The sequence below is a fragment of the Chromohalobacter nigrandesensis genome (genome assembly GCF_023061285.1).
In the GTDB taxonomy this organism is placed as follows: domain Bacteria; phylum Pseudomonadota; class Gammaproteobacteria; order Pseudomonadales; family Halomonadaceae; genus Chromohalobacter; species Chromohalobacter nigrandesensis.
This window is the reverse complement of record NZ_JAKGAM010000003.1, coordinates 212,582-238,407: the sequence shown is the minus strand read 5'-3', so window position 1 is coordinate 238,407 and position 25,826 is coordinate 212,582. Positions and strand designations below refer to the sequence as shown.

General features: G+C 60.3%; 25 protein-coding genes. 21 read left to right on the top strand and 4 right to left on the bottom strand.

Annotation, left to right across the window (positions count from 1 at the left end; genetic code table 11):
* Positions 1 to 16 precede the first annotated feature (16 nt).
* The 16 genes from L1073_RS06465 to glmU all read left to right on the top strand — a co-directional run bounded on the left by L1073_RS06465 (position 17) and on the right by glmU (position 15,280).
* Positions 17 to 688, top strand: coding sequence for an amino acid ABC transporter permease (locus L1073_RS06465; protein ID WP_246897746.1), 672 nt, complete (start codon positions 17 to 19; stop codon positions 686 to 688).
* A 10-nt stretch (positions 689 to 698) separates the two neighbouring features.
* Entirely contained in the window at positions 699 to 1,469 is a 771-nt protein-coding gene (locus L1073_RS06460; protein WP_281506002.1) for an amino acid ABC transporter ATP-binding protein, read from the top strand.
* Between the two features lie 599 nt (positions 1,470 to 2,068).
* On the top strand, positions 2,069 to 3,964 hold the full coding sequence (gene mnmG / locus L1073_RS06455; protein ID WP_246897744.1) for a tRNA uridine-5-carboxymethylaminomethyl(34) synthesis enzyme MnmG: 1,896 nt from the start codon (positions 2,069 to 2,071) through the stop codon (positions 3,962 to 3,964).
* The gene (gene rsmG, locus L1073_RS06450; RefSeq protein ID WP_246897742.1) at positions 3,961 to 4,587 is read left to right on the top strand and encodes a 16S rRNA (guanine(527)-N(7))-methyltransferase RsmG; all 627 of its coding nucleotides are present in this window, start codon (positions 3,961 to 3,963) and stop codon (positions 4,585 to 4,587) included. Before mnmG ends, rsmG begins: the two co-directional genes overlap by 4 nt.
* 50 nt (positions 4,588 to 4,637) lie before the next feature.
* Entirely contained in the window at positions 4,638 to 5,405 is a 768-nt protein-coding gene (locus L1073_RS06445) for a ParA family protein (protein ID WP_246897740.1), read from the top strand.
* Positions 5,406 to 5,445: 40 nt separating this feature from the next.
* Positions 5,446 to 6,369, top strand: a complete 924-nt coding sequence (locus tag L1073_RS06440; RefSeq protein ID WP_246897738.1) for a ParB/RepB/Spo0J family partition protein — start codon at positions 5,446 to 5,448, stop codon at positions 6,367 to 6,369.
* Positions 6,370 to 6,583: 214 nt separating this feature from the next.
* Entirely contained in the window at positions 6,584 to 6,982 is a 399-nt protein-coding gene (locus tag L1073_RS06435) for a F0F1 ATP synthase subunit I (protein ID WP_246897736.1), read from the top strand.
* Between the two features lie 16 nt (positions 6,983 to 6,998).
* A complete protein-coding gene (gene atpB, locus L1073_RS06430) occupies positions 6,999 to 7,862 on the top strand; it encodes a F0F1 ATP synthase subunit A (protein ID WP_246897735.1) in 864 nt (287 codons plus the stop codon).
* Between the two features lie 52 nt (positions 7,863 to 7,914).
* On the top strand, positions 7,915 to 8,163 hold the full coding sequence (gene atpE, locus L1073_RS06425) for a F0F1 ATP synthase subunit C (RefSeq protein ID WP_011508579.1): 249 nt from the start codon (positions 7,915 to 7,917) through the stop codon (positions 8,161 to 8,163).
* A 66-nt stretch (positions 8,164 to 8,229) separates the two neighbouring features.
* Positions 8,230 to 8,700: a F0F1 ATP synthase subunit B gene (locus L1073_RS06420; RefSeq protein ID WP_246897733.1), complete on the top strand. Its 471-nt coding sequence runs from the start codon at positions 8,230 to 8,232 to the stop codon at positions 8,698 to 8,700.
* Positions 8,701 to 8,711: 11 nt separating this feature from the next.
* Positions 8,712 to 9,248 (top strand): F0F1 ATP synthase subunit delta, encoded by a 537-nt coding sequence (locus L1073_RS06415; RefSeq protein WP_246897731.1) that lies wholly within the window; start codon positions 8,712 to 8,714, stop codon positions 9,246 to 9,248.
* A 16-nt stretch (positions 9,249 to 9,264) separates the two neighbouring features.
* Positions 9,265 to 10,809, top strand: a complete 1,545-nt coding sequence (gene atpA / locus L1073_RS06410) for a F0F1 ATP synthase subunit alpha (protein ID WP_246897730.1) — start codon at positions 9,265 to 9,267, stop codon at positions 10,807 to 10,809.
* Between the two features lie 66 nt (positions 10,810 to 10,875).
* Complete coding sequence (atpG, locus tag L1073_RS06405) at positions 10,876 to 11,757, top strand: F0F1 ATP synthase subunit gamma (RefSeq protein ID WP_246897729.1); 882 nt, start codon at positions 10,876 to 10,878, stop codon at positions 11,755 to 11,757.
* Positions 11,758 to 11,844: 87 nt separating this feature from the next.
* Complete coding sequence (gene atpD / locus L1073_RS06400) at positions 11,845 to 13,221, top strand: F0F1 ATP synthase subunit beta (RefSeq protein ID WP_246897727.1); 1,377 nt, start codon at positions 11,845 to 11,847, stop codon at positions 13,219 to 13,221.
* Positions 13,222 to 13,304: 83 nt separating this feature from the next.
* Entirely contained in the window at positions 13,305 to 13,730 is a 426-nt protein-coding gene (locus L1073_RS06395; protein ID WP_246897725.1) for a F0F1 ATP synthase subunit epsilon, read from the top strand.
* Between the two features lie 188 nt (positions 13,731 to 13,918).
* Positions 13,919 to 15,280 carry a bifunctional UDP-N-acetylglucosamine diphosphorylase/glucosamine-1-phosphate N-acetyltransferase GlmU gene (gene glmU / locus L1073_RS06390; RefSeq protein ID WP_246897723.1) on the top strand — a complete coding sequence of 454 codons (1,362 nt, stop codon included), beginning with the start codon at positions 13,919 to 13,921 and terminating at the stop codon, positions 15,278 to 15,280.
* Between the two features lie 48 nt (positions 15,281 to 15,328).
* Here glmU and L1073_RS06385 read toward each other — a convergent pair whose 3' ends face one another.
* The gene (locus tag L1073_RS06385; RefSeq protein WP_246897721.1) at positions 15,329 to 16,147 is read right to left on the bottom strand and encodes a methyltransferase domain-containing protein; all 819 of its coding nucleotides are present in this window, start codon (positions 16,145 to 16,147) and stop codon (positions 15,329 to 15,331) included.
* Positions 16,148 to 16,399: 252 nt separating this feature from the next.
* Here L1073_RS06385 and L1073_RS06380 point away from each other — a divergent pair, with 252 nt between their 5' ends.
* From L1073_RS06380 to hemB, 3 genes are all read left to right on the top strand, one after another.
* Complete coding sequence (locus tag L1073_RS06380; RefSeq protein ID WP_246897719.1) at positions 16,400 to 17,170, top strand: DeoR/GlpR family DNA-binding transcription regulator; 771 nt, start codon at positions 16,400 to 16,402, stop codon at positions 17,168 to 17,170.
* A gap of 16 nt (positions 17,171 to 17,186) precedes the next feature.
* Positions 17,187 to 19,019: a glutamine--fructose-6-phosphate transaminase (isomerizing) gene (gene glmS / locus L1073_RS06375; protein ID WP_246897718.1), complete on the top strand. Its 1,833-nt coding sequence runs from the start codon at positions 17,187 to 17,189 to the stop codon at positions 19,017 to 19,019.
* 104 nt (positions 19,020 to 19,123) lie between these two features.
* Positions 19,124 to 20,098 (top strand): porphobilinogen synthase, encoded by a 975-nt coding sequence (gene hemB, locus L1073_RS06370; protein ID WP_246897716.1) that lies wholly within the window; start codon positions 19,124 to 19,126, stop codon positions 20,096 to 20,098.
* Between the two features lie 32 nt (positions 20,099 to 20,130).
* On the opposite strand, the gene L1073_RS06365 is transcribed toward hemB, so the two are convergent.
* From L1073_RS06365 to L1073_RS06355, 3 genes are all read right to left on the bottom strand, one after another.
* Entirely contained in the window at positions 20,131 to 21,051 is a 921-nt protein-coding gene (locus tag L1073_RS06365) for an oxidoreductase (RefSeq protein WP_246897714.1), read from the bottom strand.
* Positions 21,044 to 22,195: a murein transglycosylase A gene (gene mltA / locus L1073_RS06360; RefSeq protein WP_246897713.1), complete on the bottom strand. Its 1,152-nt coding sequence runs from the start codon at positions 22,193 to 22,195 to the stop codon at positions 21,044 to 21,046. Before mltA ends, L1073_RS06365 begins: the two co-directional genes overlap by 8 nt.
* A gap of 94 nt (positions 22,196 to 22,289) precedes the next feature.
* Entirely contained in the window at positions 22,290 to 22,985 is a 696-nt protein-coding gene (locus L1073_RS06355; RefSeq protein WP_246897711.1) for a DUF6198 family protein, read from the bottom strand.
* Positions 22,986 to 23,162: 177 nt separating this feature from the next.
* On the opposite strand from L1073_RS06355, the gene L1073_RS06350 reads away from it, so the two are divergent.
* Positions 23,163 to 24,032, top strand: coding sequence for a DUF72 domain-containing protein (locus L1073_RS06350; RefSeq protein ID WP_246897709.1), 870 nt, complete (start codon positions 23,163 to 23,165; stop codon positions 24,030 to 24,032).
* Between the two features lie 339 nt (positions 24,033 to 24,371).
* Entirely contained in the window at positions 24,372 to 25,739 is a 1,368-nt protein-coding gene (locus tag L1073_RS06345) for a sodium-dependent transporter (RefSeq protein ID WP_246897707.1), read from the top strand.
* Positions 25,740 to 25,826: the final 87 nt, after the last annotated feature.

Sequence of the window (25,826 nt, the reverse complement as noted above, 5' to 3'; positions counted from 1 at the left end):
CCCTGGAGACACCTTCGTGGACGTCACTTTCCAGTTCGACTGGCAGGCGGCCATCGCCTCCATTCCGCATCTTCTCACCGGTATTCCCTGGACCTTGCTGATCTCCTTCGGCGGCCTCGCCATCGGCTTTCTGATCGGCATCGTCTTTGGCCTTCTGCGCATCAGTCCGCTGCGCTTGCTACGCTGGCCAGCCACTGTCTACATCGAAATCTTCCGCGGCACCCCCGTGCTCGTGCAGGTGCTATTCATCTTCTATGGCTTACCGCAACTCCTGGGCGGTCCGATCAACGCCGTGGTTGCCGGTATCGCGGCCATCGCCCTCAACGCGGGCGCCTATATTTCGGAAATCGTGCGTGGCGGGGTGCAGTCCATCGAAAAGGGCCAGCGCGAGGCTGGCTTGTCGCTGGGCCTGTCGCGGACCGATACCTTCCGCTACATCATCTGGCCCCAGGCGCTGCGCCGCATGATCCCGGCCCTCGGCAATCAGGGCATCGTCAGCATCAAGGACACCTCGCTGTTCTCGGTCATCGGCGTAGGCGAGCTGGTGCGTCAGGGCCAGGTCTATATCGCGACCACCTTCACCGCACTCGAGGTCTACTTGATGGTCGCCATGCTTTACCTGGTGATCACACTGAGTCTCTCTTTCGCCTTGCGCCTGCTCGAGCGCAAGGGCCTGGTTGGACAATGAGGCGCCTATCATGAATGACAGTCAGCAAGCTTCCCCCACGCCGATCGTCACGTTGGAGAAGGTCGACAAGTACTTCGGCAGCCTGCACGTACTGCAGGATATCGACCTCGAGATCGCCGCCGGCGAGGTGGTCGTCATCGTCGGTGCCAGCGGATCCGGCAAATCGACGCTCATTCGCTGCGTCAATGGCCTCGAGGAGTTCCAATCGGGACGCATCGTCGTCGATGGCAACGAGCTAACACCGCACGGCAAGGGTGGGAAATCGTTGCAGACCATTCGCACCGAAGTCGGCATGGTCTTCCAGCAATTCAACCTGTTTCCCCATTTGTCGGTGCATGCCAACGTGACCCTGGCCCCGGAGAAGGTACGCGGGCTCGACAACGCCAAGGCTCGGGAAATCGCCGATCGACTGCTCGAACGCGTGGGTATCAGCGATCAAGCCGACAAGTATCCCGGGCAGCTTTCCGGAGGCCAACAACAGCGTGTCGCCCTGGCGCGTGCATTGGCCATGGAGCCGCGCCTGATGCTGTTCGACGAGCCCACCTCGGCTCTCGACCCGGAAATGATCGGCGAAGTACTCGACGCCATGCGCGAACTGGCCAACGAAGGCATGACGATGATGATCGTGACCCACGAAATGGGCTTCGCACGCGAGGTCGCCGACCGCGTCATCTTCGTGCACGACGGCCATATCGTCGAACAAGGCACGCCACAAGAAGTCTTCGACCACCCTCAAAATGAACGTACCCAGTCCTTTCTCTCCCGCGTTCTCAAGCACTAACGTTCTCAGAGACCAGGTAGCACTCCCACCCCGCAATCACGCGGCGATCCCTTGGGTCGCCGCGCTTTCTCGTTGTCTTCACAGGGCGATTTTTTGCCTGTGCATAACTTTTCTGTCATAACCTGCTCATCCTGGCTACGAGCCCCGTCATGAAGGGGTTAAGAGACAATACCTCCAAATGTTGACCACTATGGGCGGGAGTCCGGTATGCGCCTGGGGACAAGTGGTGCACGATCTGACGTGTGGATAAGCAACCCTTCCATCCACAGGCCATCCCCCGTTCCCACGCAGGCTATTGGCTTCTTTTCCGATCAAGGAAAAACAACGTAACTATTCGCCAATGCTGTGTTTTTTCCACTTATCCCCAGATATCGTCGATACCAGTAATAACAACAGCAACAGAACTTCTTTTAAATTCTATATTGTTATTAATAAGAGACCCGATAAAGAGCCAACCCACTGGCAATCCATGTGTGGAAAACCCTGACGGTTACTCACAAGGGGTTTATACTGTCCGGCTATTTGCCAAGCTCATCGCCTGACGATGAGGCTTGCCGACATGCACGACCGCAGCCAGACGCTGCGATTCGAGGTGTAACGTGGATTATCCAGACCGCTTTGATGTCATCGTCATCGGCGGGGGCCATGCGGGGACCGAAGCCGCATTGGCTGCCGCTCGCATGGGCTGTCAGACGCTATTGCTGACGCATAACATCGAGACTCTCGGCCAGATGTCCTGCAATCCCGCCATCGGTGGGATCGGCAAGAGCCATCTGGTCAAGGAAATCGACGCACTAGGCGGCGCCATGGCACATGCCACCGATCTCGGCGGCATTCAGTTCCGTGTACTCAATGCCCGCAAGGGTCCCGCTGTGCGTGCCACCCGAGCCCAGGCCGATCGCGTCCGTTACAAGGCTGCGATTCGCAGCCAACTGGAAAACCAGTCGCATCTGACGCTCTTCCAACAGGCCGCCGACGACCTGATCGTTGACGGCGACACGGTGCGTGGCGTCGTCACGCAAACGGGGATCCGGGTCTATGGCGAAAGCGTGGTGCTGTGTACCGGGACCTTCCTCGGTGGTGTTATCCACATCGGGTTGGACAATCACTCCGGTGGGCGTGCCGGAGATCCGTCCTCCAACGCCTTGGCGCAACGCCTGCGTGCCCTGCCGTTCAATGTCGATCGACTCAAGACCGGTACACCGCCGCGCCTGGATGCCAAAAGCGTGGATTTCTCAGTGCTCGAGACACAGCCGGGTGACACGCCGACCCCGGTGATGTCATATCTCGGCAACCGCGAGCAGCATCCGCGTCAGATGAACTGCCATATCGCGCATACCAACACCCACACCCACGAGATCATTCACGCCAATCTCGATCGCTCGCCGATGTATTCCGGCGTCATCGGCGGTGTGGGACCACGCTACTGCCCGTCCATCGAAGACAAGGTGAACCGCTTCGCGGACAAGTCGAGCCACCAGATCTTCGTCGAGCCCGAAGGCCTCGATACTCACGAGCTCTACCCCAACGGGATCTCGACCTCGCTACCCTTCGACGTGCAGTTCCAGGTGGTCCGTTCGATCAAGGGCTTCGAGAACGCGCACATCACGCGTCCCGGTTATGCCATCGAGTATGATTTCTTCGATCCGCGCGATCTGCGTCACTCGCTGGAAACCAAATTTATCCACAACCTGTTCTTCGCCGGTCAAATCAACGGCACCACCGGCTACGAGGAAGCGGCCGCCCAGGGCTTGCTGGCGGGACTCAACGCCGCACGCCGCGCCCAGGGACAGGATGCCTGGTCACCACGCCGCGACGAGGCCTATATCGGGGTGCTGGTCGATGACCTGATCACCATGGGTACCCAGGAGCCGTACCGCATGTTCACTTCGCGGGCCGAGCACCGCCTGTTGCTGCGCGAGGACAACGCCGACTTGCGTCTTACCGAGATCGGACGGGAACTGGGACTCGTCGATGACGAGCGCTGGCAGCGTTTTTCCACCAAGCGCGAGGCCATCGCGCGCGAATCCGAACGCTTGCGAGATACTTGGGTACAACCCCAGAGCGATCTGGCCCAGCGCCTGTCGGGCAAACTCGACAAGCCCCTGGCCCGCGAATACCGCCTGGCGGATCTACTCAAGCGGCCCGAACTGACGCATGCCGACCTCGACGACGACGCCCCCGCGCTCGACCCGGCCGTCGCCGACCAGGTTCAGATCCAGGCCAAGTACCAGGGATACATTGCGCGCCAGCAAGACGAGATCGATCGTTTGCGCCGCCATGAGACGCTGCGTCTCCCCGAGGATCTCGACTACGCACGCATCGACGGCCTGTCCCACGAGATCCGTCAGAAGCTCGAGGCCGCCCGTCCCGAGACGCTGGCACAGGCAGGGCGTATTTCCGGCGTCACTCCGGCGGCCGTGTCGCTGCTGTTGGTGCATCTCAAGAAGCGTCGTCTGATCGATGAGCAATCCCTCGAGGCGGCCAACGCATGACGCCAGCCTGTGAAACGCGTCTCGATAGCGGCCTTGTCGCGCTCGGAATCGAAGTCGATGCCACTGCCCGTGAACGCCTGCTGGCGTTGCTCGCGTTGTTGCACAAGTGGAATCGCGCCTATAACCTCACCGCAGTACGCGATCCTGAGCAGATGGTCATCCGCCATCTGCTCGATAGCGCCAGCGTCGCGGCCGCCGTGCGCGGTCCGACGTTGCTTGATGTCGGCGCGGGTGCCGGGTTGCCTGGCCTGGTGTTGGCGATCCTCGATCCTCGCCTGGCGGTGACCCTGCTCGACGGCAATGGCAAGAAAGTACGCTTTCAACGCCAGGCCGTTCTAGAGTTGGGGCTGGATAATGTCACCCCGGTGCAAGCGCGGGTCGAAACCTTCGAACATCGTGGTTTCGACCAGATCGTGTCGCGGGCCTTCGCCGATCTGGCGACCTTTCTCACGCTGACGGGCCCCTTGTTGACCGAAGATGGCGAGTGGTTGGCGATGAAGGGCCGTGATGTGGACACCGAGCTTGCCGCCTTGCCGAGCGAGGTGACGCTCGTCGAAAACCGACGGTTGGCGGTGCCGGGCGATGAGGCGCAACGCGTGCTCGTGCGCCTGCGACGTAGTTGAATGCCACCAGCGCTGCCGTTTTCGGGCGTTGTCGATAATGGGAGTCGATCGTGACCAAGATAATCGCCTTGACCAACCAGAAGGGCGGCGTTGGCAAGACCACCACTGCGGTCAATCTCGCGGCCTGTCTCGCCGCGCTGGACAAACGGGTCCTATTGGTCGATCTCGATCCCCAGGGGCACGCCACCATGGGCAGTGGCATCGACAAGCATGAGCTCGAGGGGAGCGTGCTCGAGGTGCTGCTCGACGGACGCCGCGCCAGCGAGGTGATTCTCGATTGCCCCGAGGCCGGCTATGCGCTGCTGCCCGGCAACGGCGACCTGACGGCCGCCGAAGTCGACCTCCTCGATCGTGATGGACGCGAGCGTTGCCTGGGCGATGCCTTGGGAAGCGTGGCCGCTAGTTACGACGTGGTGATCATCGACTGCCCGCCTTCGCTCAACATGCTGACCGTCAATGCCTTGACCGCTGCGGACGGGGTGCTGATTCCCCTGCAATGCGAATTCTACGCACTGGAAGGGCTTTCGGCGCTTCTCGACACCGTCGAGCAGATCCAGACCAATGTGAATCCCGATCTGAGCATTTTCGGCATCGTGCGCACCATGTACGACGCACGTAATAGCCTGACGCGTGATGTCAGCAAACAGCTGAGCCAATATTTCGGCGACACCCTGCTCAAGGCGACCATCCCGCGCAATGTGCGGGTCGCCGAGGCCCCCAGTCATGGCGTGCCGGTGACCAAGTACGCGCGTCTGTCGCGGGGGAGTCAGGCTCATCGGGTGTTGGCCAAGGAACTGATCCGCCGCCTGGCGCTATGATGCGTCCCTGGCGAGCGGGAGACGAATCGAGGGAATACTTATGACGCGCAAACGCGCACTGGGACGCGGCCTGGATGCCTTGATCGGTGCAGGCGCGCGTCAACGCGATACGCTCGGTGATGATGCCATTGCCGGCGATGTCGTGCTGGAACCCGCTCAGGCCCCGGCTGCCAGCGAGGAGCAGGAGCGCTTGATGCGCTTGCCGCTGGGCCAACTGAGCCGAGGCAAGTATCAGCCACGGCGCGATATTCAGCCCGAGTCGCTCGAGGAACTGGCCGATTCGATTCGCGCCCAAGGCGTCATGCAGCCCATCGTGGTACGTCCGATGGGCGAGTCTCGCTACGAGATCATCGCCGGCGAGCGGCGCTGGCGGGCGGCTCAGTTGGCGGAACTCGACGTCATTCCCGCCGTGGTGCGTGAGGTCAGCGACGAGGCCGCCCTCGCCCTGGCGCTGATCGAGAACATTCAGCGCGAAAATCTCAATCCGGTGGAAGAGGCCATGGCGCTGAAGCGCCTGCTCGACGACTTCGAGCTCACGCAACAGCAGGTGGCCGATGCAGTGGGCAAATCGCGTGCGCAGGTGGCGAACCTGCTGCGCCTGTTGAGCCTCGACGCGGAAGTGCAGACGCTGCTCGAACGCGGCGACCTGGACATGGGGCATGCGCGTGCCCTGCTGACGCTGCCCGCCGCGCGTCAGCGCAGCATTGCGCGTGAGGTCGTCGAGCGCGACCTGACCGTGCGCCAGACAGAGGCGTTAGCCAAGCAGAACGCCAGCGGCAAGGAAACCGCCAAGCCCACGCCGAGTGCATCGGACAATACCGATGTGGCACGGCTCGAAACGCGTCTCGCCGAACTGCTTGGTGCCCCGGTCAAGATCCAGCATGGAGCGTCCGGCAAGGGGCGCGTCACCATTCGTTACACTAGCCTGGATGAACTGGATGGGATTCTGGGGCATATCCGTTGAGTCTGCGGAGACCTTGATGTGACAAAATGCCGCAGTAAACGTTTAGCGCGTTAACGTTATTTGTCGTCTTTTCGTGCCCCTTTAGTGGTAAAGGGCTGCCAGATCGCGCTAAATCGGTCCATGTTCTGTTGAAGGCCACTAGACGCTCCCCTATAATCCGCCGAGATTTGTCCGGTGACGATACCAGCAACGAGAGGACGGCAAGACCGACGCCATGCATAAAACGGCACCGGCCAGGCTCAAGGGCCCACGACTGTTTCCTTTGCTGATGTTGCAGTTGTGCATGGCACTGGGAATGACGGCACTCGCGTTGATCTGGCATACGCCTGAAGCGGCGTTATCGACATTGTTGGGCGGCCTGGTTGCCTGGTTGCCCAATGTCTTTTTTGCCTGGCAGACCTTTCGTCATCAAGGAGCATCGCAAGCGCGCAACATCGTTAAGAGTTTCTACCGAGCCGAGGCCGGTAAGTTCGGTTTGACGGCGGCATTGTTCATAGTGGTATTCGTGGCTGTGCCCCCCTCAAACCCGGCTTTCTTCTTTGGCGCTTATGTGGTGACGCAGTTGGCGCACTGGCTGGGACCCTGGCTGTTGCATCGACCGTCGCGCACTTGAACTCGAGGCTTACTCAATGGCAGGCAACAACCCGACGTCTTCGGAGTACATCCAGCACCACCTGCAGAACATGACCTTCGGGTTGCACCCGGAGAATGGTTTGGGGCTGGCACATTCCCCGCAGGAAGCCCAGGAAATGGGCTTCTGGGCGCTTCATCTGGATACCATGGGCTGGTCGATCGGCCTGGGGATCTTATTTTTGTGGTTATTCCGCATGGTCGCCAAGACCGCGACCACCGGCGTACCGAGCGGCATGCAGAATTTCGTCGAGATGATGGTCGAGTTTGTCGATAACTCGGTGCGCGAGACGTTTCATGGCAAGAGCAAACTGATCGCGCCTCTGTCGCTGACGATCTTCTGCTGGGTCTTCTTGATGAATCTCATGGACCTGGTGCCGGTGGACTTCCTGCCGATGCTGGCGCAGAAGATCGGTGCTTGGTTCGGTGCCGATCCCGCGCATGTCTACTTCAAGGTCGTGCCGACCACTGACGTCAACGCCACGCTGGGCATGTCGCTGTCGGTCTTCGCCCTGATCATCTTCTACAGCATCCGCGAAAAAGGCTTCTCCGGCTTCGTGGCCGAGCTGACGCTGCACCCGTTCAATGCGTCCAACCCGTTGGTCCAGGTCTTGCTGATCCCCGTCAACTTCCTGCTGGAAGCGGTGACGCTGCTGGCCAAGCCCGTGTCGTTGGCACTGCGGCTGTTCGGCAATCTCTATGCGGGCGAGCTGATTTTCATCCTGATCGCCATGGTTGGCTTGTGGCAGTTGCCTTTGCACTTCGCGTGGGCGACCTTCCATATCCTGATCATCACGCTGCAGGCGTTCATTTTCATGATGCTGACGATCGTCTACCTGAGCATGGCGACGGAAAAGCATTAACCGATTTTCTCAACCCCAACCCCTTAAACCTTGAAATAAACTGGAGTCAATCATGGAAGCACAAGTTCTGGGCATGACCGCTATCGCCGTCTCCCTGCTGATCGGTCTGGGTGCATTGGGCACCGCCATCGGCTTCGGCATTCTCGGCGGCAAGTTCCTCGAAGGTGCGGCACGCCAACCGGAAATGATTCCGCAACTGCAGGTGAAAATGTTCATCGTCGCCGGTCTACTCGACGCCGTGACCATGATCGGTGTGGGTATCGCGCTGTTCTTCACCTTCGCCAATCCGTTTGTCGGTTAACTTCGCCGTTCGGCCCATGGGCCACGGTGACATTAACTCCAAACTTGTGATGCGAGAGGTGCTGGCGTGAATCTGAACCTAACCCTGATCGGTCAGGCCATAGCCTTCGCGGTTTTCGTCTGGTTCTGCATGAAGTTTGTATGGCCACCGGTCATGCAGGCGCTGCAGGAGCGGCAAAAGAAGATCGCCGATGGCCTGGATGCGGCCAGCCGTGCGACTCGCGACCTTGAGCTGGCCGAGGAGCAAGCGGCCGAGCAACTCAAGGAAAGCAAGGAGCAGGCGGCCGAGATCATCGAGCAAGCCCATAAACGGGCCAACCAGATGATCGAGGAAGCGCGTGACAACGCTCGTCTCGAAGGGGAGCGCATGATCGAAAGCGCCCGCGGCGAGATCGAGCAGGAGACGCAGCGTGCGAAGGAAGAGTTGCGAGCCCAGGTGGCGACACTCGCCATTCAGGGGGCCGAGCGTATCCTCGACTCCTCCATTGATGAAGCCAAGCATCGTGAGCTGGTCGACAAGCTCGCGGCCGAGCTCTGAGGAGGTGAGGCATGGCTGAAACGTCTACCGTAGCTCGTCCGTACGCCAAGGCGGCGTTCGAATATGCGCGCGACCACAAGGCGCTTGAAGCCTGGTCCGAACAGTTGGCGTCGGCGGCGCAAACGGTGGCTGACGCGACGTTTGCCGCTAAGGTGGTGGGCAACCCGAAGCTGTCCCAGGGACAGAAGACCGAGTTGTTGCTCGATATTTGCGGAGAACTCGACGAGTCGCTTCGCAATTTCCTCCGTAGCGTTGGCTCGCAGGTGCGGCTTGCCGCTCTCCCGGCGATCGCCGAGCAGTTCGACGCGCTGCGCGCTCGAGAAGAGAAGCGGGTGGATGTGACCATCGTCTCCGCTTTCGATCTGGATGCCGCACAGCAGGACAAGCTCGCGACCGCGCTGAAAAAGCGTCTCAACCGCGAAATCTCCATTACCACTCAGGTGGACCGTGCGCTGATGGGCGGCGTGATCCTGCGTGCCGGCGACACCGTCATCGACGGCTCGGTACGCGGTCGATTGAACCGTCTACGCGACGCACTTTCCGCTTGAGTTCGAGGGACATGGCATGCAGCAACTGAATCCTTCCGAGATCAGCGACATTATCAAACAGCGTATAGAAAAGCTGGATGTCGCATCCGAAGCCCGCAATGAAGGTACCGTGGTCAGCGTTTCCGACGGTATCGTGAAAATTCATGGTCTCGCCGATGCGATGTTCGGTGAAATGATCGAGTTCCCCGGCAGCATCTTCGGCATGGTGCTCAACCTCGAGCGCGATAGCGTGGGTGCCGTGGTGCTCGGTGACTACCTGCAGCTCGAAGAGGGCATGACCGCGCAGTGTACCGGTCGTATCCTCGAGGTGCCGGTAGGACCTGAGCTGATCGGCCGTGTAGTCGATGCACTGGGGAATCCCATCGATGGCAAGGGCGAGCTCGACACCAAGATGACCGACGCGGTGGAAAAGGTCGCGCCGGGCGTCATTACCCGTCAGCCTGTCGATCAACCGATCCAGACCGGTCTCAAGTCCATCGACTCCATGGTGCCGATCGGGCGTGGTCAGCGTGAGCTGATCATCGGTGACCGTCAGATCGGTAAGTCGGCGATCGCCATCGATACCATCATCAACCAGAAAGGCAAGGGTGTTACCTGCGTCTATGTCGCCATCGGCCAGAAGCAGTCGACGGTTGCCAATGTGGTGCGCAAGCTCGAAGAGCACGGCGCGATGGAACATACCATCATCGTTGCCGCCGGCGCCGCCGATCCGGCCCCGATGCAGTTCCTGGCAGCGTATTCCGGCTGCACCATGGGCGAGTATTTCCGTGACCGTGGCGAAGACGCCCTCATCGTCTATGACGATCTCTCCAAGCAGGCCGTGGCCTATCGTCAGGTCTCGTTGCTGCTGCGCCGTCCGCCGGGCCGTGAAGCCTATCCGGGTGACGTCTTCTATCTCCACTCGCGCCTGCTCGAACGTGCCGCGCGGATCAACCCCGAGCATGTTGAAAGGCTCACCGACGGTGAGGTCAAGGGCAAGACCGGTTCGCTGACCGCACTGCCGATCATCGAGACCCAGGGGGGTGACGTGTCGGCGTTCGTGCCGACCAACGTGATCTCGATCACCGATGGTCAGATTTTCCTCGAGACTGGCCTTTTCAACTCCGGGGTACGTCCAGCGATCAACGCCGGCTTGTCGGTATCGCGCGTGGGCGGTAGTGCGCAGACCAAGATCATCAAGAAGCTGGGCGGTACCGTGCGTCTGGCCTTGGCGCAGTACCGTGAACTGGCGGCGTTCTCGCAGTTTGCCTCGGATCTCGACGAAGCGACCCGCAAGCAGCTCGAGCATGGGCAGCGGGTCACCGAGCTGATGAAGCAGAATCAGTATTCGCCGATGTCGGTGGCTGAAATGGCGGTGACGTTGTATGCCGCCAACGAAGGCTTTCTGGAAGATGTCGAAGTCGCCAAGGTACTGGATTTCGAACAGTCGCTACAGGCGTACATGAAATCCGAGCACGCCGAACTGATGGACAAGATCAATCAGACCGGCGACTACAATGACGACATCCAGCAGGGCCTCAAGTCCGGCCTCGAGACGTTCAAGTCCACTCAGACCTGGTGATGAAGGGCCCGGTAATATACCGGGCCGCCATCCCAGCTGAGCGGCTCGCAAGAGGGTGAGATCGAGATGGCAGCTGCAAAAGAGATTCGCACCCAGATCGGGAGCATCAAGAACACGCAGAAGATCACCAGCGCCATGGAGATGGTCGCTGCTTCGAAGATGCGCAAGGCTCAGGAGCGCATGACGGCCAGTCAGCCGTACGCGAAGCTGATCCGTCGCGTGGTGAGCCATATTGCCAAGGCCAACCCCGAATATCGTCATGAGTACATGATCGAGCGCGACGTGAAGCGCGTGGGGTATATCGTAGTCTCCAGTGACCGCGGTCTGGCCGGCGGCCTGAACGTCAACGTGTTCAAGGCCGTGACGCGTGAAGCCAAGTATTGGCATGAGCAGGACGTCGAGATCGATTACGCGGCGATCGGCTCCAAGGCCAATGTGTTCTTTAGCAACCATGGCGGCAATCTGGTGGCGGGCAAGAGCGGACTGGGCGAGGCCCCGTCCGCTGAAGATCTGATCGGGAGCGTCAGCGTCATGCTGAAGGCCTTCGATGAGGGGCAACTGGATCGGCTTTACGTGGTGCATAACGAATTCGTCAACACCATGACGCAAAAGCCGATCGTACGTCAGTTGCTTCCCTTGGAAGAAGGAATTGCTGACGAGGGCGATGAAGAAGAGACACGTGCCAGCGGCGGCTGGGACTACCTGTATGAGCCGGATGCCAAGACCCTGCTCGATCATTTGCTGGTGCGCTATGTGGAATCCCAGGTGTACCAGGCAGTGGTCGAGAATGCGGCCTGCGAGCAGGCGGCGCGGATGATCGCGATGAAGAACGCGACCGACAATGCCGGCAATCTGATCGATGACCTGGAGTTGGTCTATAACAAGGCCCGTCAGGCTGCGATCACTCAGGAGATTTCGGAGATCGTCGGCGGCGCCGCCGCCGTATGACGACGCAGGTCCCGCCGAGGCATTCATGCGAATGGCCTCGGGGTCCAGGCGAAGCAGGTTTCATTTGCAGGTATTAGAGGAACCAACATGAGCGGACGTATCGTACAAATCATCGGCGCGGTGATTGACGTAGAGTTTCCGCGGGACGATGTTCCCAAGGTCTACGACGCGCTGAAGGTCTCCGACACCGAGACCATTCTGGAAGTACAGCAACAGCTGGGTGACGGCGTCGTGCGTGCCATTGCCATGGGCACCACCGAGGGCCTCAAGCGGGGGCTCGATACCGTCAGTACCGGGGCGGCGATTTCGGTGCCGGTGGGCAAGGCCACGCTGGGACGTATCATGGACGTCCTTGGCAATCCTATCGACGAAGCCGGCGAGATCGGCGAAGACGAACGCATGCCGATCCACCGCAAGGCGCCAGGCTACGCGGAACAAGCAACTTCCAACGAGTTGTTGGAAACCGGCATCAAGGTCATCGACTTGGTGTGCCCGTTCGCCAAGGGCGGCAAGGTCGGTTTGTTCGGTGGCGCCGGGGTTGGCAAGACCGTCAACATGATGGAACTGATCCGTAATATCGCCACCGAGCATAGCGGTTATTCCGTCTTCGCCGGGGTGGGGGAGCGTACTCGCGAGGGTAACGACTTCTACCACGAGATGCAGGATTCCAACGTTCTCGACAAGGTGTCACTGGTCTATGGTCAGATGAACGAGCCGCCCGGGAACCGCCTGCGCGTGGCCCTGACCGGTCTGACCATCGCCGAGAAGTTCCGTGACGAAGGGCGTGACGTGCTGTTGTTCGTCGACAACATCTATCGTTACACCCTGGCGGGCACCGAGGTCTCCGCACTGCTGGGTCGCATGCCCTCTGCGGTGGGTTATCAGCCGACGCTGGCCGAGGAAATGGGTGTCCTGCAGGAGCGCATCACCTCGACCAAGACGGGCTCCATCACCTCCGTGCAGGCAGTCTACGTGCCGGCGGATGACTTGACCGACCCGTCACCGGCGACCACCTTCTCGCACCTGGATGCCACCGTGGTACTGGCGCGCTCCATCGCCGAGTTGGGGATCTATCCGGCGATCGATCCGCTGGACTCCACCTCGCGTCAGCTCGATCCGCTGACCGTCGGCGAAGAGCACTACAACACCGCCCGCGGTGTGCAAGGCGTGTTGCAGCGCTACAAGGAGCTCAAGGACATCATCGCCATCCTGGGGATGGACGAGCTGTCTGACGAAGACAAGCAGACCGTGGCGCGGGCGCGCAAGATCCAGCGCTTCCTGTCGCAGCCGTTCTTCGTCGCCGAGGTCTTCACCGGGGCGCCCGGCAAGTACGTCTCCCTCAAGGAGACCATCCGTGGCTTCCAGGGCATCCTCGACGGTGAATACGATGAACTGCCCGAACAAGCCTTCTACATGGTTGGCACCATCGACGAAGCCGTCGAGAAAGCCAATAACATGAAGTAAGGCCACGCCCATTGGGAAGTGGTCGGGACGGCGTTGTCGCGCGAGGCGCGCCGGCCCGAGCTTCCACGAACGAGGAGATAGCGATGGCTAGCTTCCAATGCGACATCGTCAGTGCCGAGAAGGCCATCTTCTCCGGCAACGCCGAGCAGCTAGTGGCGGCCGGCGTGTCGGGCGATCTGGGCATCCTGCGCGGCCACGCACCGCTGCTCACCGAGCTCAAGCCGGGACCGATACGCGTCATGCGTGAAGGTGGCGAGGAAGAGGTGTACTTCGTCACCGGCGGTTTCCTTGAAGTCCAGCCGGACGTGGTCTCGGTGTTGGCCGATACGGCCACGCGAGCACACGATCTCGACGAGGCCGCCGCCGAAGAGGCGCGTCAGGAGGCCTTGCAGGCCATGGGCGACAAGCAGTCCGATCTCGACTATACCCGGGCGGCCGCCGAACTGGCGGAAGCCGTGGCTCAGTTGCGTACCATCCAGCAATTGCGCGAGAAGGGTGGTCGGCGCTAGGCGTCGCAGGCGCTACTGCAGTCAACAAGGCGACCTCCGGGTCGCCTTTTTCATGGATGCGATCCACTAACCGCGTGGCACGTACGTTTACATATCGTGCCGAGACATGACGCATGTCGCTTGGTGGGATTCCCCACCCGCCGTAGAATACGCTCATCTTCTTCAAGAGATGCATAGGGACGACAGCGATGATGTTAGACGTGGTGATACTCGCCGCCGGCCAGGGAACGCGGATGCGCTCGGCCAAGCCCAAGGTATTGCACCCCCTGGCGGGCAAACCGCTGGTCACCCATGTGTTGGATACTGCCGAGCAACTCAGCGCGACACGTACGCACGTGGTGATCGGCCATGGCGCCGAGCAGGTCGAGACCGAGCTCGATGGGCGCGATGTACGTTTCGCCCTGCAGGCCGAACAGAAGGGGACCGGCCATGCCGTGGCGCAGGCGCTGGATGGCCTGGGAGACGGCAAGGTGCTGATTCTGTACGGCGATGTGCCGTTGATTCGGGCTGAGACGCTGACGGCGCTGCTCGATGAGGTCGATGAACGTCGCTTGGGACTGTTGACCGTGACTTTGACCGACCCCAGCGGTTATGGGCGTATCGTGCGCGACGCCGAAGGGTGCGTCACGCGTATTGTCGAACATAAGGACGCCAGCGAAGCCGAGCGCGGGATCACCGAATGCAACACCGGAATCGTCGCCGCCACGGGTGCCCAGCTCAAGCGCTGGTTGCCGCAACTCTCCGCCGAGAACGCCCAGGGTGAATATTATCTGACCGACATATTTGCCATGGCGGCGGCCGAGGGCATCGAGGTCGCCACGACCAGCCCCGCCTCGGCGCTGGAAGTCGAAGGCGTCAACAATCGCTCGCAGATGGCGACCCTGGAACGTGCCTATCAGCGCGACCAGGCTGAGCGGTTGCTGACTGCGGGGGTGGCGCTTGCCGATCCTACGCGTTTCGATGTGCGCGGTCGTCTCGACTGCGGGCATGACGTCTTCATCGACGTGGGCTGTGTATTCGAGGGCGATGTGACGCTCGGCGACGGTGTCAGTGTGGGCCCCTATACGCTGATCCGCGACAGCCATATCGCGGCGGAGACGGTGATCGAGGCGCATAGCATCATCGACGGCGCCGAGGTGGCGGCGCGTGCCTACATTGGCCCCTTCGCGCGCTTGCGCCCCGGTACCCGCTTGGCGTGCGACAGCAAGGTCGGCAATTTCGTCGAGACCAAGAACGCCGAGGTTGGCGAAGGCAGCAAGATCAATCATTTGAGCTATATCGGCGATGCTCGCCTGGGGCGTGGCGTCAATGTCGGTGCCGGGACCATCACCTGCAATTATGACGGCGCCAACAAGCATCGCACCGAGATCGGCGACGATGTCTTCGTGGGTTCCAATACCGCCCTGGTGGCGCCGGTATCGCTGGGCGATGGCGCGACGGTCGGGGCCGGCTCGACCATCAACAAGAATGTCGACGCTGGAGCTTTGGCGGTGGCGCGACCGCGTCAGACCACGCGTGCCGGCTGGAAACGGCCTCGTAAACTTAAATGAAATAATTAATAGTACTACGGTATATTGCCGTAGTACTGATGCGATGCTTTATTTTTCTGCTACTAATAACATGTTGCTATTGGGGAAATCGACGACATGTCCGTGTTCATCGTAGAGATTGACTTTGGGCTTTAAGTTTTCAATATACCCTGCCTGGAGATACTCAGATTTATGAATAATATTAAGGCCGAAACTCTCGAGTAGATCTTGATATTCATCAGAGTTGAAAATGCCGTACTGTTCTTGAACTTCCCGGTAGAAAGATTCATTACCCCATGTGTAAGTGTAAAGAAATTCCATGGCATCGTTGACGTTGAGTATGATCTTGTTATTATCTATTTGGTTGAAATATATTTTTCTCCCCTTGAAACTTTTATAGTATTTATTAAAAACTTCGAGGTCTTCGCGATTCATGAACTCGATGACGCGTTGTTGGCTGTCATCGGGATGGTTGATGCCGTCGCGGATAATGATTCTTCCTCGCTCGGATAAAAGGCCGATGGCTTGTTGCAGCGTTTTGACCACTTTTTGTATGTCAAAATCGTTATAGGAATAGACTTCATGCAACACGGAAGAAAATATGATCGTATCGAATTTACGGTTCGGGAAATACTCGCCTAGATATAATAAGTCGCCCCTGACGAATCTTGGTGTCAGTTTTTTCTTGAATATGAGGTTTTCTGAAAGACTCGACAGATCAATCCCGTATGTATTGTAGTCATGATGAATTAGATACTCCATCAAGCCACCGCTACCACAACCACAATCGAGAACGTTTTGGCCGGTTGTCCAGTCGACCATTTTTAGCTTGTCTTCGATGCTTTCATCCATTTGCTCCATGTATTCATGTGTTTGAAGATGTTGCATCGAGTATCTCCGAATATTGATTTTTTGCCCGCTTAAGGTGTTATGAGAAGATGGTTACTCTTTGACTCTTGCTATGACAGATTCTGACTAGGCGTCTTTAATACGCGTCGAGAAAGCAGTGTAAAAAATATCCTCATGCAGAATGGATTATCTCATTTCTCGAGAGGCTTGGCTTGACGAGGAAGGAAATATATCATTCCATAATTAAATTGTTTCGTTTCGGAAGATATATCTTTTGTGAACAAGGATGCTATGCCCAAACGCGATACCGCCCAGCGCCGCCATGCCATGCTGGCCTACGTGAACGAGCAGGGTGAAACCAGCGTCGATACGCTCGCTCGCCACTTCGCCACCTCTGAAGTCACTGTGCGCAAGGATCTCGCCATCCTGGAAAAGAGCGGCCTGCTGTTGCGCCGCTTCGGCGGTGCCGTGCCCTTGCCCAGTGAGATACTGGCGGAAGCCAACGCTCCGCTTTCACCGCGAAAGTTGGCGATCGCACAAGCGGCGAGTGCGCGTATTCGCGCCCACAATCGCATCATCATCGATAGCGGTACCACCACCTCGGCGATGATCCCCGAACTGGGCGGGCGCGAAGGGCTGGTGGTGATGACCAACGCGCTATCGGTGGCCAATGCGCTGCGCGAGGTCGAGCCCGAACCGGCGATCCTGATGACCGGCGGCACCTGGGATCCGCACTCCGAATCCTTCCAGGGGCAGGTCGCCGAGCAGGTGCTGCGTTTCTACGATTTCGATCAATTGTTCATCGGTGCCGATGGTATCGACCTGGCGCGCGGGACCACCACCTACAACGAATTGCTGGGGCTATCGCGGGTGATGGCCGAGGTCGCGCGCGAAGTCGTGGTACTCGCCGAATCCGACAAGATCGGCCGGCGTATTCCCAATCTGGAACTGCCGTGGGAACGGATCCATACCCTGATCACCGACGAAGGGCTCGATGCCGATGCCTGCCGTCGAATCGAAGCACAGGGCATCGCCGTCATCCGCGCTGCGGTCAACGAATGAAGACAAGGAGTTCATTATGTGTGGAATCGTAGGGGCTGTCGCCGAGCGTCATGTGCAGGAAATCCTTCTCGAAGGCTTGCGCCGTCTCGAATATCGCGGCTACGACTCGGCGGGCATGTCCGTGCTCTCCGATGATGCGCGACTCAATCGTCAACGTGCGGTGGGCAAGGTAGCGGCCCTGGAAGACAAGCTCGCCGACACGCCGCTCAAGGGCACCCTGGGTATCGCTCACACACGCTGGGCCACGCACGGGCGCCCCAGCGAGCAGAACGCGCATCCGCATCAATCCGGCGATAGCCTGGCGGTGGTGCATAACGGCATCATCGAAAACCATGAGGCGCTTAAAGCCGAGCTTGAGTCCCAGGGGTATGTCTTCACCTCGGAGACTGACACCGAAGTGATCGCGCACCTGTTGTCGCGCGAGTTCACCCTTTCCCAGGACCTGCTCCAGGCCGTGCAGCGCAGCGTGGCACTGCTGGAAGGCGCTTACGCCCTGGCGGTGGTGCACCGTGCCGAGCCCGATGCGATCATCGGCGCGCGCAAGGGCAGCCCGCTGGTGATAGGCGTGGGCATCGGTGAAGCGTTCCTGGCTTCCGATCCGCTGGCGCTGTTGCAGGTCACCGACCGCTTCATCTATATGCTGGAAGGCGATGTAGTACGCCTGGCTCGGGGCGGCGAGGTCGAACTCTTCGAGGCGAGCGGAGAACGCGCCGAGCGTCCGGTGACCGTCTTCGAGCATGGCGACGGCGTGACCAGCAAGGGGGGCTATCGTCACTTCATGCTCAAGGAAATCCACGAGCAGTCACAGGTGATCGCGGCCACGCTGGAAGGCCGTCTCGGCGATCACCAGGTGCTGGTCAATAGCTTCGGGGCGGATGCCGCTGCGCTGTTCGAGAACGTGCGTCAGGTGCATATCATCGCCTGCGGTACCAGCTACCATGCGGGCATGGTGGCGCGCTACTGGATCGAGAAGCTGGCCGGCGTGCCCACTCAGGTCGAGGTAGCCTCGGAATATCGCTACCGCGAGGTCGTCGTGCCCGAAAGCACTTTGTTCGTGACGTTATCGCAGTCCGGAGAGACCGCCGACACCCTGGCGGCATTGCGCTTCGCCAAGCAGCGTGACTATCTCGGCAGCCTGGCGATCTGCAACGTGCCGGGCAGCTCGCTGGTGCGGGAATCGGATTTGACCTTGATGACCCAGGCCGGGCCCGAGATCGGCGTGGCCTCGACCAAGGCCTTCACCACCCAACTGGTGGCGTTGATGCTACTGGCCTTGGCGCTGGGCCGCGTGCGGGGCGCCAATGGCGATCATGCGCCGCTGGTTCAGGGACTTCGCGAGCTGCCTGGGGTGATCAACCAGGTGCTGGCCCTGGATGGCGAGATCGAGCAACTGTCGATGGCATTCGCCGAGAAGCATCATGCGCTATTCCTGGGACGTGGCGCGCATTTCCCGATCGCCCTGGAAGGGGCGCTCAAGCTCAAGGAAATCTCCTATATTCATGCCGAGGCCTATCCGGCGGGCGAGCTGAAACATGGTCCGTTGGCGCTGGTCGACAGCGAGATGCCGGTGATCGCTGTAGCGCCCAACGATGAATTGCTCGAGAAGCTGAAATCCAATTTGCAGGAAGTTCGCGCGCGGGGCGGCGAGTTGTTCGTGTTCGCCGATGAAGGCATTCGCCTCGAACCTTCCGAGCATCTGCACGTACTGCGCGTGCCAGCGGTCAACGAGGCGCTGGCGCCCCTCGTCTATACTATTCCGCTGCAGTTGCTGGCTTATCATGTTGCCGTACTCAAGGGCACCGATGTCGACCAGCCGCGCAACCTGGCCAAGTCGGTGACGGTGGAATGATGCGACATCCTGTCGGCTGGGCATATTCGTTAGCATGCTATAAAATACATCCCGGTTCTTAACGCCGGGCGTTGCCGCGCTCGGTGGCTATCAAGGAGTCTTACATGCCTGCTCAGTTTCCCCAGGCCCGCTTGCGGCGCCTGCGGCGCACCTCATCGCTGCGTGACATCGTGCGTGAAACTTCGCTGCGTCCAGAGCATCTGGTGTATCCGATCTTCGTGGAGGAGAACGCGGACGAGTTTGTCCCCATCGAGGGTATGCCGGGGCAGTATCGTGTGCCGGAAGGCCAACTGGCGGAGGAAGTGAAACGCCTCAGTGCGCTGGGTCTCAAGGGCATCATGCCGTTCGGGATTTCGCATCATAAAGACGCCAATGGCAGCGATGCGATGGACGACAATGGTCTGGTGTCGCGCATGGTGCGCATCATCAAGGCGGCCGACCCCGAAATGGTGGTGATTCCGGATATCTGCTTCTGCGAGTACACCACGCATGGTCACTGCGGCATTCTCAAGGGCGACACGGTCGACAACGACCTGACCATCCGCAACCTCGGCGTGCAGGCGGTCGCGGCCGCCAAGGCGGGGGCCGATATCATCGCGCCTTCGGCGGCCCAGGACGGTCAGGTGGCGACGATTCGCGCGGCCCTGGACGAGGCCGGTTTCGAGAATATTCCCATCATGGCGTATTCCACCAAGCTGGCCTCGGCGCTGTACGGGCCCTTCCGCGAAGCGGCGGGCACTGAGCTCCAAGGGGATCGCAAGACCTATCAGATGGATCCCATGAACCGTCGCGAGGCGCTGCGTGAGTCGCTGGCGGACGAGGCCGAAGGCGCCGATTTCCTGATGGTCAAGCCGGCGCTGGCGTATCTCGACATCATGGCGGATATCCGCCGCAACAGCCTGTTGCCGCTGGTGGCGTATCAGGTCAGCGGTGAGTACGCGATGATCCGCCTGGCAGCGCAGCAGGGCGTGATCGACGAGGCCGCGGTGATCCGCGAGACGCTGGGCTCGATGCGCCGCGCCGGTGCCGACCTGATCATGACCTACTTCGCCCCCCAGTTGCTGGAAGAAGGCCTGTAGAGGCTGGGAAGGTCTGTAGAGGCTGATAGTACCTACGCGGGGTGTGTCGTTTCCCAGCGTGCCCCGGTGAGTTCGCACGAAACGTCCCACAGGCGTGCCTCGACCGACGAATCGCGTGCGTTACGGGCGCGTCGGGCCGCTTTGGGGGCGCCACGCGTCTCGCCGAGACCGTCGGGCCCGATGTAAGCGCCGGGGCCGGCGTTGTCGCTGAGCGCGGCATGTAGCGTGGGGCGGGCGCCCTCGGCGGCGGACTGGCTGATCAGCGGCAGGGTCAGCTTGAAGACACTGCCGATGAAGGGACGGCTTTTCACTCCGGCGTCGAACAGCGCGGTACGCGACAATCCGGGATGGGCGGCCAGGCTCTTGAGTCCCCAACCCCGGTCATCGCTGTGTTTCTGCAGTGCCTGGGCAAACAGCAGCATGGCGAGTTTGGACTGCCGGTAGGCTCGCCAGGGATCGTAGTGCGTCTCACCGTTTAAATCATCGAAGGCGATGCATCCGCTACGATGAGCGAGGCTGGAGAGCTGCACCACGCGGGGTGCCGTTGCGGTGATGAGCAGTGGCAGCAATTCGCTGGTGAGCAGGAAGTGCCCCAGGTAGTTGACGCCCCACTGGCGCTCGAAGCCGTCTCGTGTGCGTTCATGCTGCGGCAGGGCCATGATGCCGGCGTTGTTGATCAGCCGCTCCAGCGAGGACTCGGTCTGCGTCAGACGCCGGGCGAAGTCGCGTACCGATTCGAGGCTATCGAGATCGAGCGGCTCGGCGCGCACCTCGGCATGCGGTGCATGGACGCGAATGGCATGGCAGGCCAGCTCGCCTCTTTCCATGTTGCGTGCGGTGACGATCAGGCGATAGCCCTGCGCGGCGAGGCCCTTGGCGGTCTCGAGACCGAGTCCGGCGGTAGCGCCGGTGACCACCGCCAACGGGGCCGTGGCGTAGCGATCTTCACTCATGCGTCTCTCCTCTCTTTGCCCGCTGATCGACTCCTTTCGGCATTAGCACCCACAGGCGGCCATCTTGCTTCATGCGCCCGGCACGCTCACCGGCTGCATCGCCATGTCCCCAGTAGAAATCCGCGCGTACCGTCCCCTTGATGGCACTGCCGGTATCCTGAGCGACCATCAGGCGCTGCAAGGGTTCCTTCGAGAGAGGCTGTGTGGTCGACAGGAATACCGGCGCGCCCAGCGGGATGCGCGAGGGATCCACGGCCAGGCTGCGTTCCGAAGTCAGAGGCACACCGAGAGCGCCGATCGGCCCTTGGGTGTCGGTATGATCGCTGTCCAACTCACGGAAGAACACCATGCGCGGGTTGGTGGCAAGCATCTCCTCTACGCGTTCGGGATGTCGCTTGGCCCAGTCCCGCACGCCGGGAAGGTTCGCCTGGGAAGCATCGATTTCACCGCGCTCGATCAAGGCACGATTGAATGAGCGGAAGGGCTGATTGTTGGACCCCGCGAAGGCCACGCGCATGGTGCCGCCGTCGTCCAGCCGGATACGCCCCGAGCCCTGGATCTGCAGGAAGGCAGCCTCGACGGGATCGTCGATCCAGACCAGTTCCTGACCGCGCAGGGCACCGCTTTTCAACAGCTCGGCTTGTGAGGCGCGTTTGCGTTCTGGGGCAGCTTGCCAGGCATTGGGGAAGCGGTAGAGCGGCGTCTGGTACGGCCCGTGGCGATCACGCGAGCCATGTAGAATGGGTTCGTAATAGCCGGTGATCGTGCCTGTGGTGGAGCCGTCGTCGTTGGTAAGGCGGTAAGGCTGAAAGCGTGTCTCGAAAAAGCGCGTGATATCGCTTTCATCGAGCGGGTCGACATGCTTGGCGTCAGCGCAGACCGAGGTCCAGCGGGACTTCTTGGCAAGCTGCGGGCAACTGGCGACAAATGCGCTCCATGCGGCGATGACGTTATCGTCACGCCAACCGGGCAGTGCCTGCCATTCCATGGGTTGCATGCGCTCGGACGCCGTCGGCGATGGTGTGCTCGGCGCGGGCGACTGAGAGCTGCAAGCCGCAAGTACCAATAATGGCAATAACCACGCCGCACGCGCGATTTGGCGTAGGGTGTAGGCAGCGTCGATGAGCGGTCGCGACAATGACATGAACAAGCAAGGCACCTCGGCGGTCGACTCTAGGAGTGAGTGTCGCCAGCGATGATGCCTTGCCGGGGCGAGTCGTGCCAGTGGCGTTTCGGCCTTAGCCTTCCTCGTGGAGGGGCCGCAAGCGCGCGATCGAAGCGCGATGCGGTGACAGGGCGCCCTTGCGACGTGGAATATGCGCCGTCTCGTCGTCATCACCACCGCGTTGATGGCGCTGGACACTGGCCTTGCGATGATAACGGCCGAGCACTGCGCTCAAGGTGAGAAATGCCAAGGCCGAGCCCGCCACCTGCGTCCATGGGTAGACGATGATGGCCAGCAACAATAGCAGCAGATCGCAGCACAGCGTGGTGCGACCGGCATGCCATCCCACGCGGCGTTCCAGATAAAGGGCGAGAATGTTGAGACCCCCCAACGAGGCGTTGGCGCGAAACAGCAACGCAAGCCCGAGGCCGATCAAAAGCCCCGCCGCAATGGCACACACCACGGGGTGGGTGTTGCCCAGGGGAAGTGTGGCGGTGAGGGTGTCGCTGAGTACCGAAAGCAAGGTCACGCTTGCGAGTGTGCGTAGCGTGAAATCGCGCCCCAATTGCTTGAACGCGAGCCCGTAAAAGGGCAGGTTGATGACGAAGAAAGTGATACCGAAACTCACCGGCAGCAGATCGCTGATCAGCAAACTCAAGCCTGCGGTACCGCTGACCAGCAGGTCGGCGGATTGCAGAAGTCGCACGCCAAGTGCCACCAATAGGCAGCCTTCGAGCAGCGTCAGCCAGGAACGCCAGGAAACCTTCATGTTGTCTCTCCCGTGGGTGTGGAAGATGAATCGATGCCGAGGATGGTCGGCGAACCGCCGAGGGCTTGTGGCCAAAGAGCGGAGACTTGACACAATGCAAGAAGCGTGCCGGATAGGGCTGCTTCGCGCAGCGCATCATAGCCCCAGGGCGCAAGCGATACAATTGCGAGGCGCGTCATGACGGAGGGTCGCCCGCGCTTGTTCCTGGGTTTGCCGATGTGGGCCAATAGCGAATGGCGCGGGAGTCTCTACGCGCAACACGCGCCGCAGGAGGGCATGCTGCACGATTACGGTGCCGTGTTCACTAGCGTGGAGGGCAATACCACCTTCTACAGCGGGCCGCCCAAGGCGGCGACCGTCGCCCAGTGGGCGCGCCAGGCACCGGCGGATTTTCGTTTTTGCTTCAAGCTGCCGGCGCGACTCACGCATGAGAAACGCCTGGTGGGTATCGCGGATGAGCTGGAGACGTTCTTCGATGCGCTGGCACCATTACATGACCGGCTAGGGCCGACCATGGTGCAATTGCCACGTGATTTCGGGGCTCTGGAGCTGCCAGCGTTGGAGGCATTGTTGAGAGACTGGCCGTCGGCAATACCCTGTGCCGTGGAGGTGCGTCATAGTGATTTTTTCCACAAAGGGGCGGCAGAACAGCAATTGAACCGCTTGTTGATAACTTTGGGGGTGGACCGGGTGATGCTCGATGTCAGGCCGCTTTTCGACACGCCCGCAGGCAGCGATACGCGCTTGATCAAGGCCCAGGGTGAAAAGCCGAAACGCCCGTTACACGTGATTTCCACGGCAAATATGCCTATCGTGCGTTTCATCGGGCATTGTGATATGGATATCAACGAGCGACTTTTCACTCCTTGGTGTGAGCGTCTGGCGCTGTGGATAAAACAGGGGAAAACCCCTTTTTTGTTTGTGCATACGCCGGATAACCGGCAAGCGCCGCAATTGGCGCGACGCTTTTATTCACGCCTGGCCGAGCGCGTCGAATTACCGCCTCTCGAGGCCTTTCCCGGTGAACGTCAGAGTGCACTTTTCTAATTGAGTGATAATAATAGCGTTACCGTGTTATCCAAGGCTCATGACTTGACGCTATTGGGCGAATGGTTTTGGCTAAAACTTGTCGCTAAAATGGTATTTCTTGCGGACGACTGTCGCGGACAGTCGTCTCCTCAATCGGTGTTTATCGACACCCTTACGCTGACTGTCATCGCTGCGAGCGATGCGGTCTCCTTGTTGATCGGTGGCCAGATCCCAGCGCTCGCAAGGGCCTGTCATGCTCCGTGTCGCGGTGTGCGATCCATGCCCAGGGGACGTGGCAACAACAATACAACGCCATCATTTTATTGATCGATGGCGCCACGCAATTCAGGTGAAGCAATGTCTTACAAGTCTCATTCGCATGCACAATGGTCCTCCCGGATGGCCTTCGTGCTGGCCGCCGTCGGTTCATCGGTTGGCCTGGGCAATATCTGGAAATTCCCCTACATGACCGGCGAAAGCGGCGGCGGCGCTTTCGTTCTGGTATATCTGATCTGCATCTTCCTGGTCGGCCTGCCGATGCTGATGTCCGAATGGTTGCTCGGGCGTCTGGGCCAGAAGAATCCCATCTCGACGATGGGCGACATCACGCGGCGTCTCAAGCGCAGCCGTGCCTGGGTGTTGATCGGCGTGGGCGGGATTCTCGGCGCCTACTTGATCCTCTCGTTCTATAGCGTGATTGGTGGCTGGGCGCTGGCGTACATTCAAATGGCGGTGGTCGACACCTTCAGCGGGCTGGATAACGATAGTGTGGGCACCCTGTTCGGCAATCTGCTGGCGAGCCCTGTGGAATTGCTGCTCTGGCACAGCTTGTTCATGATCATGACGATCGGTGTCGTGGTGGGCGGCGTCGCCGGTGGTCTGGAGCGTGCGGCGAAGACCTTGATGCCCGCGCTGGCGGTGCTGCTGGTGGTGCTCGTGGGTTATGCCGCGACCACGGGCGCTTTCGCCGAAGGGGCGGCTTACCTGTTTACGCCGGACTTCTCCAAGCTCACGCGTGACGGCATTCTCGCCGCGCTGGGACATGCCTTCTTCACCTTGAGTCTGGGCATGGGCATCATGATGGCATACGGCTCGTATCTCTCCGATGACGTCAACATCGGGCGCTCGGCGCTCATCGTCGTGGTCATGGATACCGTCATTGCCCTGCTTGCCGGGCTGGCCATTTTCCCCATCGTGTTTGCCAATGGGTTGGATGCGGCCGCAGGCCCTGGCCTGATCTTCCAGACGCTGCCGCTGGCGTTCGGCAATATGGCCGGTGGTTGGCTGTTCGGCCTGTTGTTCTTCGTGTTGCTGGTATTCGCGGCATGGACCTCGGCGATCTCGCTGCTCGAACCGCTGGTGGAATGGATCGAGGAGCGCTCGCCGCTGTCGCGCGTGGGCTCGACCATCGTTGCGGGGCTGGCGACCTGGGCCTTGGGGCTGGCCACGGTGCTGTCGTTCAACATCTGGGGTGATTTCGCGCCGCTGGGCATGTTCGACAAGTTCGCCGGCATGACCCTCTTCGACCTGCTCGATTATGTCACCAGCAAGTTGTTGCTGCCGCTGACCGGCTTGGCCACCGTGCTGTTCGTGGGCTGGTTCATGGGGCGCGACGAACTGCGCTCGCAGCTCAACATGAGCGATGGCGCCTTCGCGCTGTGGCGCGTGGCGGTACGTTTCATTGCGCCCATCGGCGTGGTGATCGTCTTCGTCAGCAGCCTCTGAGCGTTACCCGGCGTAGGCGGATATTGCCCCCGCGCCGGGCTGGGAATGCCCTTCCAGACACTCGATGAACGGGGAGAGCTCTCCGCT